The organism is Polynucleobacter sp. (genome assembly GCF_040400325.1).
Classification (GTDB): Bacteria; Pseudomonadota; Gammaproteobacteria; order Burkholderiales; family Burkholderiaceae; genus Polynucleobacter.
In genome coordinates, this window is record NZ_JBBAQK010000007.1 from 50521 (window position 1) to 64330 (window position 13810).

At 44.2% G+C, this 13810-nt stretch carries 12 protein-coding genes; 10 read left to right on the forward strand and 2 right to left on the reverse strand.

Annotation, left to right across the window (positions count from 1 at the left end; all coding sequences use genetic code 11):
• Positions 1 to 27 precede the first annotated feature (27 nt).
• Both ahcY and metF read left to right on the forward strand, forming a co-directional pair.
• Complete coding sequence (gene ahcY / locus ABWP14_RS06925; RefSeq protein ID WP_353202240.1) at positions 28 to 1473, forward strand: adenosylhomocysteinase; 1446 nt, start codon at positions 28 to 30, stop codon at positions 1471 to 1473.
• A 28-nt stretch (positions 1474 to 1501) separates the two neighbouring features.
• Positions 1502 to 2338: a methylenetetrahydrofolate reductase [NAD(P)H] gene (gene metF / locus ABWP14_RS06930; protein ID WP_353202241.1), complete on the forward strand. Its 837-nt coding sequence runs from the start codon at positions 1502 to 1504 to the stop codon at positions 2336 to 2338.
• Here the strand turns inward: metF and ABWP14_RS06935 are convergent.
• Positions 2321 to 2938, reverse strand: a complete 618-nt coding sequence (locus tag ABWP14_RS06935) for a 5-formyltetrahydrofolate cyclo-ligase (protein WP_353202242.1) — start codon at positions 2936 to 2938, stop codon at positions 2321 to 2323. The genes metF and ABWP14_RS06935 overlap by 18 nt on opposite strands.
• Positions 2939 to 3018: 80 nt before the next feature.
• On the opposite strand from ABWP14_RS06935, the gene ABWP14_RS06940 reads away from it, so the two are divergent.
• Genes ABWP14_RS06940 through ABWP14_RS06950 form a run of 3 tightly spaced genes read left to right on the forward strand, consistent with a single transcriptional unit; the run spans position 3019 to position 7053 of the window.
• Entirely contained in the window at positions 3019 to 4977 is a 1959-nt protein-coding gene (locus tag ABWP14_RS06940; RefSeq protein WP_353202243.1) for a lytic transglycosylase domain-containing protein, read from the forward strand.
• A 28-nt stretch (positions 4978 to 5005) separates the two neighbouring features.
• Positions 5006 to 5914 (forward strand): complex I NDUFA9 subunit family protein, encoded by a 909-nt coding sequence (locus ABWP14_RS06945; protein WP_353202244.1) that lies wholly within the window; start codon positions 5006 to 5008, stop codon positions 5912 to 5914.
• Positions 5914 to 7053, forward strand: coding sequence for a tRNA nucleotidyltransferase/poly(A) polymerase-related protein (locus ABWP14_RS06950; RefSeq protein ID WP_353202245.1), 1140 nt, complete (start codon positions 5914 to 5916; stop codon positions 7051 to 7053). The genes ABWP14_RS06945 and ABWP14_RS06950 overlap by 1 nt, the downstream gene beginning before the upstream one ends.
• On the opposite strand, the gene ABWP14_RS06955 is transcribed toward ABWP14_RS06950, so the two are convergent.
• Entirely contained in the window at positions 7050 to 8237 is a 1188-nt protein-coding gene (locus ABWP14_RS06955; RefSeq protein ID WP_353202246.1) for a class I SAM-dependent methyltransferase, read from the reverse strand. The genes ABWP14_RS06950 and ABWP14_RS06955 overlap by 4 nt on opposite strands.
• Before the next feature lie 25 nt (positions 8238 to 8262).
• Between ABWP14_RS06955 and ABWP14_RS06960 the strand changes: the two genes are divergently transcribed.
• Genes ABWP14_RS06960 through glmS form a run of 5 tightly spaced genes read left to right on the forward strand, consistent with a single transcriptional unit; the run spans position 8263 to position 13764 of the window.
• Positions 8263 to 9093, forward strand: a complete 831-nt coding sequence (locus tag ABWP14_RS06960; protein ID WP_353202247.1) for an SDR family oxidoreductase — start codon at positions 8263 to 8265, stop codon at positions 9091 to 9093.
• 21 nt (positions 9094 to 9114) lie between these two features.
• The gene (locus ABWP14_RS06965; RefSeq protein WP_353202248.1) at positions 9115 to 9510 is read left to right on the forward strand and encodes a dihydroneopterin aldolase; all 396 of its coding nucleotides are present in this window, start codon (positions 9115 to 9117) and stop codon (positions 9508 to 9510) included.
• A 29-nt stretch (positions 9511 to 9539) separates the two neighbouring features.
• On the forward strand, positions 9540 to 10448 hold the full coding sequence (ttcA, locus tag ABWP14_RS06970; protein WP_353202249.1) for a tRNA 2-thiocytidine(32) synthetase TtcA: 909 nt from the start codon (positions 9540 to 9542) through the stop codon (positions 10446 to 10448).
• Entirely contained in the window at positions 10445 to 11932 is a 1488-nt protein-coding gene (gene glmU, locus ABWP14_RS06975; protein ID WP_353202250.1) for a bifunctional UDP-N-acetylglucosamine diphosphorylase/glucosamine-1-phosphate N-acetyltransferase GlmU, read from the forward strand. Before ttcA ends, glmU begins: the two co-directional genes overlap by 4 nt.
• A complete protein-coding gene (gene glmS / locus ABWP14_RS06980) occupies positions 11932 to 13764 on the forward strand; it encodes a glutamine--fructose-6-phosphate transaminase (isomerizing) (protein ID WP_353202251.1) in 1833 nt (610 codons plus the stop codon). Before glmU ends, glmS begins: the two co-directional genes overlap by 1 nt.
• Positions 13765 to 13810 lie beyond the last annotated feature (46 nt).

Genomic DNA, 13810 nt, shown 5'->3' on the forward strand with positions numbered 1-13810 from the left:
ATTGGATCGTTATTAGCTGGAGCATTAATGAATACCGTAACTGACTTGAATAATTTTGTTGCAACTCGTTGCGCAATTGCCGATATTTCTCTATCTGACTTTGGCCGTAAAGAAATTGCCATTGCAGAAACGGAGATGCCTGGTTTGATCGCCATCCGTGATGAGTTTGCTGCAGGGCAGCCCCTTCGTGGTGCGCGCATTACTGGTTCATTACATATGACCATCCAAACAGCAGTACTGATTGAGACGCTAGAAGCACTAGGTGCTGAAGTGCAGTGGGCTTCATGCAATATTTTCTCAACCCAAGATCACGCTGCTGCTGCAATTGCTGCTAATGGCACCCCTGTATACGCTATCAAGGGTGAAACCTTGGAGCAATACTGGGACTTTACGCATCGCATTTTTGAATGGGCTGATGGCGGTTATACCAATATGATTTTGGATGATGGTGGCGATGCCACTCTGCTATTGCATCTTGGCGCGCGCGCAGAGAAAGACCAAGCCTGTTTGAATCATCCAACCAGCGAAGAAGAAACCATTTTATTTTCTGCTATCAAGAAAAAATTAACACAAGATCCAACTTGGTATTCCACTCGCTTAGAAAAAGTAAAAGGCGTTACAGAAGAAACGACTACTGGCGTGCATCGTTTGTATCAAATGTTTGCAAAAGGCGAATTGAAGTTCCCATCAATTAACGTGAACGACTCAGTAACAAAGAGTAAGTTCGATAACCTATACGGTTGCCGTGAATCTTTAGTTGATGCGATCAAGCGCGCAACGGACGTCATGATTGCTGGTAAGGTGGCTGTGGTGTGTGGTTACGGCGACGTTGGTAAGGGATCTGCACAAGCTTTACGTGCTTTATCTGCTCAGGTGTGGGTAACTGAAGTAGACCCAATTTGCGCATTACAAGCGGCGATGGAAGGCTACCGTGTTGTCACCATGAATTATGCCGCTGATAAAGCCGATATTTTTGTTTCAGCAACTGGAAACTACCATGTTATTACCCATGATCATATGGCGAAAATGAAGAATCAGGCGATTGTTTGTAATATTGGCCACTTTGATAATGAGATCGATGTTGCTGGTATCGAAAAATACAAGTGGGAAGAAATTAAGCCACAAGTTGACCATGTGATTTTCCCAGCAGCGAATGGCTTGCCTGAAAAGCGCATCATCATTTTGGCAAAAGGCCGTTTAGTGAATTTGGGCTGTGGAACTGGTCACCCTTCTTATGTCATGAGCTCATCATTCGCCAATCAAGTGATTGCGCAGATTGAATTATGGAGTGCGGTTGGCACAAATAAATACCCCGTCGGTGTTTATACATTGCCTAAGCACTTGGATGAAAAAGTAGCCCGTTTGCAGTTGAAGACCTTGAATGCCGAGTTAACCGAATTGTCAGATCAGCAAGCTACTTACATTGGCGTAACGAAGGAAGGCCCATACAAAACCGACCACTATCGTTATTAACCCATTCTAGAAAAATAGGCCCAAGATCATGGAATTAAGCGTCGAATTTTTCCCGCCCAAGACGCCTGAAGGCGAGAAGAAGTTGCATCTCGTACGCGAGTGTTTGAGTGAAACTCTCAAGCCCGCGTTTTATTCTGTGACTTTTGGTGCTGGTGGCTCTACACAGTCTGGCACTTTAAAAGTAGTGAGTGAAATTCACGCGGCTGGTGCTGCTGTAGCGCCACACTTATCTTGCGTGGGTAGTTCTCGAGATAGTGTTCGTCAAATATTACAGCAGTACAAAGACTTAGGTGTTAAACGGATTGTGGCTTTGCGTGGTGATTTGCCTTCTGGCATGGGTCAGTACGGAGAGTTTCATCATGCCAATGAATTGGTTGAATTTATTCGTGCTGAAACGGGCGATTGGTTTCATATTGACGTAGCTGCCTATCCAGAAACCCATCCTCAAGCTAAATCTCCTGCGAGCGACGTTGATTTTTTTGTGCAGAAGATGAAGGCAGGGGCAAATTCAGCTGTTACTCAGTACTTTTATAATAGTGATGCTTATTTTCGCTTTGTGGATGAAGCTTATCACCTAGGTGCAGGACAACCGGTGATCGCTGGCATTATGCCCATTACAAATAGTACTCAGTTGCTGCGTTTTTCTGATGCTTGCGGTGCAGAGATTCCGCGCTGGATACGTTTGCGCCTCCAGTCATATGGAGATGATATTGCCTCGATCCGTGCTTTTGGTGAAGAGGTAGTAACTGATTTATGTGATCAGCTTTTAGTAGCGGGTGCTCCTGGGCTGCATTTCTATTCTTTAAATCAAGCAGACGCAATTTTAGCGATTGCTGATAATCTGGATTTAACGAAAAATCCCTGATTCGGTAATCAGAATATCGAGCGGCTCATCATGTGTTTGGGCTGTCCACTGAGCATCATCTAATTTTTGCCAATCATAGCCAATCCCGATACAGATTAGGGTTGGCTTATCCTTTCTCAGTTGAGCTAAGGTGCGGTCAAAATATCCTCCGCCATACCCTAGACGCCAGTAGTGTGTATTTAAGCCAAGATTTGAGCTAGACCACCCTACGCAAGGGATCAAAATGCAATCTGGGGTGAAGGCTAGTCTTTTGGAATTGCTTGGATCGGGCTCTGGTACCCCGTGCTGACTGGGGATGAGGCGATCACCATATTGCCATTGATAAAAATCGAGATGCTTGTCAGGACGCGCAAATGGCAAGGCTAGCTGTCTATTCGATTCTGAATTTGCCCATGCTAATAAGGCGGGACGTAAATCCACTTCATCCTGAATAGGCCAGTAAAGGGCGATAGATTGCAAGGAGTTACCAGCGCCGATTAGGAATTGATTGAGTTTTGCGATCAGGTTTTCAGTTGTACGGGCATGATTTTCCCCGGCCGCAAATTCTTTGCGTCGTCTTAACAAATCCTGCCTTAGAGTTTTTGGCGAATTACCGTGCATATCTATGATTATCAGGCGAAAATTACCATTTATAGTAAGTACCTTACCACCAAGTAAATATATAGGGCTAGATTGTGAATATGAAGTCTGCTGTTCAGAAAAGCAAATATCAGCGCATCGCGGGAGCCCTCATTTTGGGCCTGGCTTTAGCTGCTAATAGCGCTTTTGCTGAAAAAATAAAAAAGCCCAAACTACCGAAGTCCTACGAGAGTAAGGTAGCCTCGATAGAGATTACTGATGCAGACCGGATGTTTATTGATTTGCGTGAAGCAGCAAAAAAGAATGATGTGTTTCGGGCCCAGCAACTTGCAAGCAATCTAGTGAACTATCCATTTGACGATTACGTGGCGTACTTTCGCATCAAACCCCAAATGTTTGATAGTGCTGGCGGCCCAAGAGGTGACTATAGTGCGGATGCTCAGGTAGTAGCATTTTTGAATCAATACCAAGGTACAGCTTTGGCTGATCGTATGCGTAATGATTGGTTATTGGTTTTGGGTAAGAGAAAAGACTGGGCACGTTTTGATTCAGAGTATGCCAAGTTTGTTTTAGATGATGACACTCAAGTGAAATGCTATTCCTTACTTTCTAAATTATCTCAAGGTGAAAATCCCACAAAGTTGGCAATAGATTCGCGTTCGGTGTTATTAGATCCTAGTTATTTTGGACAGGCATGCCAAGAGTTGGTTCCTTCATTAGTTGCTGCTGGTGGCATGACTCCAAGTGAGGCTAAAGCAATTGGGCGAGCTGCGAGTGAAAAAGGCTTTGATACTATGGCTAGGCGCCTTGGTGGTGAGGATCCAATTACCGAGATTGTAAAGGCTGCAAAAGCAGACCCTGCCAAGACGTATCGAGATTTTTCTCAGAGCGCTTCTCGGTATAGCAAAGAGAATCAAGCAGTAGCGTGGGGTGTGATTGGCCAATTCCTAGCAAAGAAATTAGATCCTAAGGCTGATGATGCTTATCGTTTCCAACAAGAGCTTGGATACAACGAATTGTTATCCGCTGAAAGTCAGGAATGGAAAGTGCGAGCAGGCTTACGCGCCAAAGATTGGACCTTAGTCAAGAATGCCATTGAGGGTATGAATCCTGTAGTGAGAGGTCGAGATCCTGCTTGGACCTACTGGTATGGGCGCGCTTTAAAAGTTGAGGGTCAGGACGCTAAAGCCAAAGAGAGTTTTGAGTTGATAGAAAACCAATACAACTTTTATGGCCAACTTGCACGAGAAGAGCTGGGTAAATCGAATCAAGCTCCAGCACGAACCAAGGTTGGTGATCAAGAAATCGATACGATGGCAAGTCGTAAAGGTTTCATTAGGGGTGAGCGGCTTTATGCCATGAATTTGCGCTTCGAGGGTAATCGAGAGTGGAATTGGGAATTGCGCAATATGACTGATAAGCAATTACTTGCAGCATCGGAATATGCCAAACGTATTCATTTGTATGATCGTGTTGTTAATACTGCTGACCGTACAAAGGAAGAGCATGATTTTAGTTTGCGCTATCCAACTCCTTTTCGAGATGAGTTATCTCCTATTGCACGGCAGATCGATTTAAATTTAGCTTGGGCTTATGGCCTTATTCGTCAAGAGTCTCGTTTTATCATTAATGCATCTTCTTCTGTGGGAGCATCTGGTTTAATGCAGGTCATGCCTAATACGGCTAAGTATGTTGCCAAGAAAATTGGGATGACTAATTACACCAATGACAAATTAAGCGATACCAATACGAATTTAACTTTAGGCAGCAACTATTTAAATATGGTGTTGATAGATTTGGATGGATCATGGGTCTTGGCATCTGCGGCATATAACGCAGGCCCATCCCGCTCAAAGCTGTGGCGAGAAAAATTAACTAGTCCAACTGAAGGTGCCATCTTTGCTGAAACCATTCCCTTCACTGAGACGCGTGTCTATGTAAAAAACGTACTCTCAAATGCAAATTACTATTCATCGGTAATGCATGGAAAAGAACAATCATTGAAGCAGCGACTTGGCACGATTGCCCCCAAGACCGCCACCCAAACTGAATTACCATAAAGATACCCCATTAATAAAAAGGTCTCAAATGAAATACGACATTCTTCTGATTGGCGGCAACGGTTTTGTTGGCCGTGTTTTAACAGCTAAATTACAGGCTGCAGGCTATTCAGTTTTAATCCCTACTAGTCATTTGGCTGCTGCGAGAGAATTGCGTATTCTGCCAAAAGTGCATTTAGAAGATGCAGATGTCCATGAGTTTGATGTGTTGCAAGATTTATGCTCGCGGATTGAAGCAAATGGTGCAGTAATCAATTTGGTTGGCGTATTACATGACAAGCCTGCAGAGCCTTATGGCAAAGTATTTAAAGCTGCGCATGTCGATTTACCAAAAAATATTCTTACTGCAATGCAGATGCATGGTTTAAAGCGATATTTGCATATGAGCGCATTAGGCGCGGATTCTCATGGACCTTCAATGTATCAGCGAAGTAAGGGCGACGGGGAGGCCGCTGTTAAAGCAAGTCATTTAGATTGGACCATCTTTAGACCCTCGGTTATTTTTGGTTCACAAGATCAATTCATTAATTTATTTGCTAAGTTAACCAAGTTATTTCCGGTAATGCCGTTAGCTAACCATACCGCCCGATTTCAGCCAGTTAGCGTCGATGATGTTGCTAGTGCTTTTCTAAATTCTCTTACGATGCCAGAAACGATTCATCAGTCATATGATTTAGTGGGCCCTACGGTTTACACCATGAAAGAGATCGTGGAGTTAGCTAAACATAAGGTCGGAGCCTCTTGCCTCATCATTCCAGTGCCTGCATTTGTTGGGTATATTCAGGCCTTAGCTTTTGAGTTTTTACCTGGCCCAACTTTAATGTCGCGTGACAATATTGCATCTATGCAGCAGCCTAATACTCTTCCTCTTGGTGGTAGAGATGCATTGAAAGAGGTCTTTAAAGTCAGTCGGCGTACCTTAGAGGGCATGCAGTAATGAAGGTGTATGCCGTAGGTGGTGCCATGCGGGATACCCTGATGGGCCTGCCTATAAATGATGTTGATTACGTAGTAGTAGGCTCCACTGTAGAAGAGATGACCGCAAACGGCTATCGCCCTGTTGGTAAAGATTTTCCAGTATTTCTGCATCCGCAGACTCAGGCTGAATATGCCCTTGCTAGGACCGAACGTAAATCAGGCATCGGATATAAAGGCTTTCATTTTTATGCTGATCCAACGGTTAGTCTTGAGCAAGATTTAGAGCGCCGGGATTTAACCATCAATGCAATGGCTCAGGAAGTGGGGGCTGATGGCAAATGGATCGGCCCGATTATTGATCCTTTTAATGGGCAAGCAGATTTAGCTGCGAAGATATTTCGTCATGTTTCAGATGCTTTTGCTGAGGATCCATTGCGCTTACTACGCGTAGCACGTTTTTCCGCGCGCTTTCCGGAGTTTTCAGTTGCTGAGGAAACTTTGCTGGCACTCAAGGCGATTATGAATTCAGATGAATTGAGTGCATTGTCTGCAGAGCGTATCTGGCAAGAGCTTGCCCGCGGTTTAGTTGCAAGCAAACCAATGCAGATGTTTCAAGTCTTGCTCAATACGAGTGCAGCTAAAACTATATTGCCATCTAACTTAACTGCTCTCTTAGCAAAAGAGGGATTTCGTGAGGGGTTAATAGAGCATTATGACAAGGCAAGCAATCATTTAGAAGAGCGTTGCGCAATCACTTTAATGGGTTTGTCGGCGAGTGAAATTCGCTCATGGGCCGATGCCATTCGTATGCCAATTGAAGTGCGTGACTTTAGTGAAATCTTTAGTGATCTTGGGCAGCTAGTCAATCAATATCCTGATGGTCAATATCCTGCAGTCGATGTCTTGGCTTGGTTTAATCGTGCTGATATTTGGCGCAAGCCAGATCGCGGACAGATGCTATTAGATCTTGCTAAGAGGCTTGGATTTAAAGTATCTGTTTTAATCGCAGCGATGCGTCATGCACAAGCATTAAGTACTGCCGATATTATTTCTGGCATTGCGGTACAAGATCGTTCAAATGGTGAGCGCATAGGCAGTGCTTTTGAGTCTGCAAGATTGGCTGCAATTACTAGCGCCCTTCTATCTTTGGCGAATTAGAGCCTATTTCTACTGCCCAAGCCAGGCAGGTCTTCTAAGGAATATCCAGGCAGAAAATGACCAATATTTTTAGAGAATGCAAAGACTTTAAATAATTCACCCATCTCGGCTTCAGATAATAACTTTTGTAATGCATTTGAAATAGGCAAAAAGATTTTTGGATTTTCAGGATTGCCTATCTCTAGTGCAATATCTCCAATCCCTGCATTAAGTAAGTAGCCCGCTTGGTTTGATAGATAAACATCATCTGCATTTTGAGCAAGGGCGCAGCGAGCAATTTGTGACCACTCGACATGAGTAGTGATGTCACATAAGCCAGGTAAATAAAAGGGATCCTGAATGGCATGATGACGATGGTGTGCCATCAAGGTGCCTTGATGTCTTTGAGGGTGGTAGTACTCATTCTCTGTAAAGCCATAGTCAAAAGTTAAAAATAAACCTATATGCAAATGCTGAGTCACTTGATGCATCCAGGCATTAGCAGGAGTATGTAATTCAGTGACATAGTCCTCTGAGAAATTTCCAGCCAACAAGCTCTCTGGTAGCAAGTCTTGCTTAACAGGGTTTCCTGCCTTCCAGATAAATTTTTCATTTTCGTAAGCAACCCCATACCAATACCAAAAACCGTCTTGAAAAATAATCACATCACAGGGAATCGCATCAATGACTTCATTTGCCAAAATAATGCCCTTGTAATTATCAGGCAAGGCGTTTAACCAATTGCATTGAGTGGTGGATTTCAAATTAGATAGACTCGCTGTTAAAAGCTCTTTTTGGCGCTCAGCCAAGTCTGGTGAAATTTCAATAATGTCGTAACGATCTAATGAAAAGCCGAGGGCATCCAAGCGCATCAGTATAGATTGGGCCAGCTTGCCAGTTCCTGCCCCAAACTCCAAAATCTGAGTAGGCAAACCTTGTGCTTTTAAGCCCTCAAGCACGGGCAAAAGGGTTGAGCAGATGGCAGCACCAAAGAGTGGGCTCAGTTCAGGCGCAGTCGTGAAATCACCACCAGCCCCCAATTTATGTGCCCCAGCACTGTAATAGCCCATACCTGGCTCATAGAGGGCCATCTCCATAAAGCGAGAAAAGCCTATCCAACCGCCTTCTAGGGCGATTTGTGTAGCTATTTTGTTGCTTAGAAGCTGGCTATGCTCCGTTTCAAGGCTGGTCAAGGTAATATCCATAGCTCGCTAGTCTAAGAGAATTTAATTGAACCCTAGTTCAACACCATCATCCCAGCAAAATAAAGCCGTTTTAGTGACTGGCGCCGCCAAGCGTCTTGGTCGAGAAATTGCCTTAGAGTTCGCACGTCAGGGCTGGGATGTTGCTGTTCATTATGGGCGATCTGAAGCGGATGCCCAAGAAACCGTGAGTCAAATTCAGGGGCTTGGGCGCAAGGCTCACGCTTTTCAGGCAGACCTTTGTAATGAGAGCGCTATTGCGAGCTTATTTCAAGCTGTCATTGGGCAATTTGTGGATTTACATTGCTTAGTCAATAGTGCGTCTATTTTTGAATACGATCGCGCTAATTCTGCAAGTCCGTTGAGTCAAAAAAGCTTGCAAGAGCATATGCAGGTCAATTTAGTTGCTCCAATGTTGCTTTCGCAACTGATGTTTGAGTATCAAAAAAGTCATCAGAAAAATAAGTTAGAAAAAATAACAGATGACTCACTGCCATCCGTTATTCAATTGCTGGATCAAAAACTCATTAATCTCAATCCCGATTATTTATCTTACACACTATCTAAGGCAGCACTTTCAAGCTCAGTCGAAATGTTAGCCTTAGACTTCGCCCCACTTCTTCGAGTTGTAGGTTTAGCGCCGGGCATTTCTTTGCCCTCTGGCGATCAAACTGAAGAAGGTTTTTCAAAAGCACATCAAATGACGCCACTCCAAAGATCGTCTGAACCGATTGACGTTGCCAAGGCCGCAGTATTTTTGGCGCAAGCCAGTGCTATTACAGGAACGACTTTGTATGTAGATGGTGGGCAGCATCTTTTGCCCTCTACCCGCGATGTGATGTTTAAAACCAATTCATAAAAATAATAAAGTTAATAAATCATGCATACCATCCTTTCACATCCTGCCCTAACTGACTGCCGCCGTTTATTTTTACGAGACTATGAAATTTATATCAATATCGGCGTACATGATTTTGAGAAGAAGGCTGAACAACGCGTTATCTTGAATGTTGATTTATATGTACCACTATCAATGAATACGCCGAATAATGATCAACTAGATGAGGTAGTCGATTACGACTTTATGCGGGAAACCATTAAGGATTTAGCTTCTCAGGGACATATTCATTTACAAGAAACCTTTTGTGACGATATTGTTGCAGCAATGTTGACGCATCCAAAAGTATTGGCTGCGCGCGTCAGCACCGCTAAACCAGATGTTTATCCAGACTGCCATTCAGTGGGAGTTGAGGTATTTCGAATCAAGTCGGCTTAATTCAGAAAAAAGAAAAGAATTTAGAAATCATGGGCGATATTCGTAAAGTTATTTTCGAAGAAAACAAGCTTGAGAAAAAACTCTGTCGCTTAGTAGGTCAAGCCATCGGCGATTTTGTCATGATTGAAGATGGCGATAAAGTGATGGTTTGTGTTTCAGGTGGAAAAGATAGTTATGCCATGCTCGATATCCTGCTCAAGTTACGTGAGCGTGCGCCAATCAACTTTAAGATTGTGGCAGTCAATCTAGATCAGAAACAGCCTAACTTTCCTGCTGAAATCCTTCCAAACTACTTAAAGAGCTTGGGCGTCTCATTTCATATTGAAGAACAAGACACTTATAGTATTGTGAAACGCGTTATTCCAGAAGGAAAAACAACTTGTGGACTGTGTTCACGTTTGCGGCGTGGAATTTTGTATCGTGTTGCTGATGAGTTAGGCGCCACTAAAATTGCATTGGGACATCACCGCGATGACATTCTGGAAACGCTGATGCTCAATATGTTTTATGCTGGCAAATTAAAGGGCATGCCGCCTAAGCTGCGCTCCGATGATGAAAAGCACATTGTGATTCGTCCATTGGCATATGTCCCGGAAAAGCTACTAGAGCGTTATGCAGCTGACATGAATTTCCCCATCATTCCTTGTGACCTGTGCGGTAGTCAGCCTAATTTACAGCGTCAGGCTATGAAGCAAATGTTGCGGGATTGGGAGAAGCAATACCCAGGGCGGGTTGAGAATCTCTTTAGATCGATGCATCACATCGTGCCATCCCATCTAATGGATGGTGAGGCCTTTGATTTCCAAAACTTAGAGGTTTCCACGCAGCTATCAGGGATTGCCGCTAGATCTGCTGGAGATAAGGCAATTGATGAGGCTGAATTAGATGAGCTGGCCTGTGGAACCCTTACCCCGAGGATTTATAATCTTCCTTTATGAATATCGTCATATTGGCTGCGGGGCAAGGAAAGCGGATGAAGTCTGCATTGCCAAAGGTTCTGCAAACTTTGGCTGGGAAACCCCTTCTTCAGCATGTGTTGAACACTGCTTTATCGATCCAGGGGAAGGCGTCTAAACAGGGTCCTATCGTTGTAGTTGGTCATGGCGCGGCGGACGTTAAAGAATTTTTGGCAAATGTCAGCAAGGTAGATCCTCTATTTAGCAAAGTTAGTACCGTACTTCAAGCTGAGCAAAAAGGTACGGGTCATGCGCTATTGCAGGCTCTTCCTAAATTAGATCTACAAGAACCAACCTTAGTTCTCTATGGGGATGTTCCGCTCACGAGCAAGAAAACATTAAATAAGCTGGCAAAGTTAGCCGATGGTGCACGCGCCAAAGATTGTGCCCTGGCACTTCTGACGCAAAATCTGAGTAATCCCAGCGGATATGGCCGTATCGTGAGAGATGCTGATGGTTCAGTACAAGAGATTGTTGAAGAGAAAGATGCCACGCTTGTCCAAAAAGTGATCGAAGAAATCAATACCGGCATCATGGTGCTACCAAGCAACTCTTTGAAGAAATGGTTGAAGGCATTGAGCTCTAGTAATGCACAAGGTGAGTACTACTTAACTGATGTGATTGCGATGGCAGTAAAAGACGGTGTACCGATTCGTACCACTCAGGCTGATGATGAATTTGAAACAATTGGTGTGAATAGTCGCGATCAGTTAGCTGCACTAGAAAGGCTTCATCAACTCAATATTGCCAATCAATTAATGGATTTGGGTGTATTACTGGCTGATCCTGCGCGTATTGATGTGCGCGGCTTGCTTGAGTGTGGCACAGACGTATTGATTGATGTGGGATGCGTATTCGAAGGTAGCGTTACTGTGGCATCCGGTACTAAGATTGGGCCTTATTGCGTAATACGTAACAGCCTGATTGGTAAAGATGTGGTGATTCATGCCTATAGCCATATCGATGGTGCCAAGGTTGGGCAGCAATCGATCATCGGCCCTTATGCTCGATTACGACCCGGTGCAGATTTAGCAAATGATGTTCATATTGGCAATTTCGTTGAAGTGAAGAATAGCAAAATTGCAGCCAATAGCAAAGCCAACCACTTAGCTTATATAGGCGACTCAATTGTTGGATCAAGAGTCAATATTGGTGCTGGTACGATCACCTGTAACTACGATGGTGTAAATAAACATCAAACTATTATTGAAGATGATGTCTTTATTGGATCTGATACGCAATTGGTTGCGCCGGTGCGCGTAGGCCGTGGCGCAACCCTTGGAGCCGGTACGACGCTCACGAAAGATGCACCACCAAATCAACTTACCATATCTCGAGCAAAGCAAATTTCATTACAGTGGCAGCGCCCTTTTAAAAAAGAAAAAAAGCTTGTGGCTAAAAAGGTAGCAAAGAAGAAAGTATCGTCTAGGAAATCCGCACCAAAATCCGTAAAGGGTAAAAAATAATGTGTGGCATTGTAGGCGCAGCATCACATCAAAATATTGTGGAAGTTTTGGTTGAGGGCCTGCGCCGTTTAGAGTACCGGGGATATGACTCCTGCGGTTTTGCTGTCATCAATGGTGATGATGCTCAACATCTAATCGAAAGAGCGCGGACTACTGCGCGAGTTTCAGAGTTGGCTGAGCAGGGCAAAGACTTCCATGGCACCTTAGGTATTGCTCATACCCGTTGGGCGACCCATGGGAAGCCAGATACACAAAATGCTCACCCGCATGTTTCTAATGGTCTGATTGCAGTGGTGCATAACGGCATTATTGAGAATTATGAAAATCTTCGAAATGAACTAAAGAGTGCCGGCTATATATTTACTTCTGAGACGGATACCGAAGTCACTGCGCATTTAATTCATCAAGCATATGTTGCACAAAGCAAGCAAGATTTGCCAGCCGCAGTGCGTTCAGTATTGCCACAATTACATGGCGCCTATGCAATTGGTGTGATTGCCCAAGATAGTCCTAAGACTTTAGTTGGTGCACGTGTTGGATCCCCCTTAGTAGTTGCCCTTGGTGATCATGAAAACTTTTTAGCCTCAGATGCTCTTGCATTAGCAGGCCGCGCCCAGTCGATGATGTATTTGGAGGAGGGCGATGTTGCCATCCTGCAAGCAGAAAGTGTGCAGATTATTGATCAGAGTGGTAAGCCTGTGCAGCGTGATCGTAAGGTAATGCCTGCGCAAGCAGACTCAGTTGATCTTGGGCCTTATCAGCATTACATGCAAAAAGAAATCTTTGAGCAACCAAGAGCAATTGGCGATACCTTGGCCAATATTGTAGCTTTTGGTCCCGAATTATTTGAAGCGAACCCCGAAGATTGGAAGGCTTTCGATCAAATTCTGATTCTGGCATGTGGGACGAGTTATTACTCTGCCTGTGTTGCTAAATATTGGCTGGAGGATATTGCTGGCATTCCAACGCAAGTGGAAATTGCGAGCGAATATCGCTATCGCATTACAGTGCCAAATCCTAAAACCCTGATTGTGGTGGTCTCACAGTCTGGCGAAACTGCAGATACCTTGGCCGCATTGCGTCATGCAAAAGCCCTAGGCCATCATTACACTTTAGCAATTTGTAATGTCGCAAGTAGCGCAATGGTTCGTGAAACCGATTGGCATTTTTTGACCAAGGCAGGCACAGAGATTGGAGTTGCTTCTACAAAGGCATTCACTACACAATTACTCGCCCTTTACCTTTTAGCAGTTTCTATTGCAAAACGAGCGGGCAAGATTTCTCCTGAAAAAGAAAAAGAGTTGCTTCGCGAATTACGTCACCTCCCTAAGGCACTCCATGCTGTACTCGCACTTGAGCCACAAATCATTGCTTGGAGTGATGCGTTTGCTAAATGTGAGAATGCCCTGTTCTTAGGCCGTGGCCTGCATTATCCAATCGCCTTAGAGGGCGCATTAAAGCTCAAGGAAATTTCCTATATTCATGCAGAAGCCTATCCTGCCGGCGAGTTAAAACATGGCCCCCTAGCCTTAGTCACCGACAAAATGCCAGTAGTGACAGTCGCCCCCAATGATGTTTTATTGGAAAAGTTAAAGTCAAATATGCAAGAGGTCAAAGCACGAGGTGGCAAGCTTTTTGTATTTGCTGATCAAGATACCGAGATCGTGAATAGCGAAGGTATTAATGTGATTCGCCTTCCAGAGCACTATGGCAACCTTTCGCCAATTTTGCACGTTGTTCCATTGCAGCTCTTGGCTTATCACACGGCTTGCGCGCGTGGTACTGATGTGGATAAGCCTAGAAATTTAGCTAAGAGTGTCACAGTAGAATAGTTTTTTTCTGGGCTTGACTCTTACCTATAGTTGTGAACAAATTTAG

Coding starts and splice junctions, on each gene's coding strand:
- ahcY (WP_353202240.1), top strand. CDS start 28: ATGAATACCGTAACTGACTTGAATAATTTTGTTGCAACTCGTTGCGCA.
- metF (WP_353202241.1), top strand. CDS start 1,502: ATGGAATTAAGCGTCGAATTTTTCCCGCCCAAGACGCCTGAAGGCGAG.
- ABWP14_RS06935 (WP_353202242.1), bottom strand. CDS start 2,938: ATGCACGGTAATTCGCCAAAAACTCTAAGGCAGGATTTGTTAAGACGA.
- ABWP14_RS06940 (WP_353202243.1), top strand. CDS start 3,019: ATGAAGTCTGCTGTTCAGAAAAGCAAATATCAGCGCATCGCGGGAGCC.
- ABWP14_RS06945 (WP_353202244.1), top strand. CDS start 5,006: ATGAAATACGACATTCTTCTGATTGGCGGCAACGGTTTTGTTGGCCGT.
- ABWP14_RS06950 (WP_353202245.1), top strand. CDS start 5,914: ATGAAGGTGTATGCCGTAGGTGGTGCCATGCGGGATACCCTGATGGGC.
- ABWP14_RS06955 (WP_353202246.1), bottom strand. CDS start 8,237: ATGGATATTACCTTGACCAGCCTTGAAACGGAGCATAGCCAGCTTCTA.
- ABWP14_RS06965 (WP_353202248.1), top strand. CDS start 9,115: ATGCATACCATCCTTTCACATCCTGCCCTAACTGACTGCCGCCGTTTA.
- ttcA (WP_353202249.1), top strand. CDS start 9,540: ATGGGCGATATTCGTAAAGTTATTTTCGAAGAAAACAAGCTTGAGAAA.
- glmU (WP_353202250.1), top strand. CDS start 10,445: ATGAATATCGTCATATTGGCTGCGGGGCAAGGAAAGCGGATGAAGTCT.
- glmS (WP_353202251.1), top strand. CDS start 11,932: ATGTGTGGCATTGTAGGCGCAGCATCACATCAAAATATTGTGGAAGTT.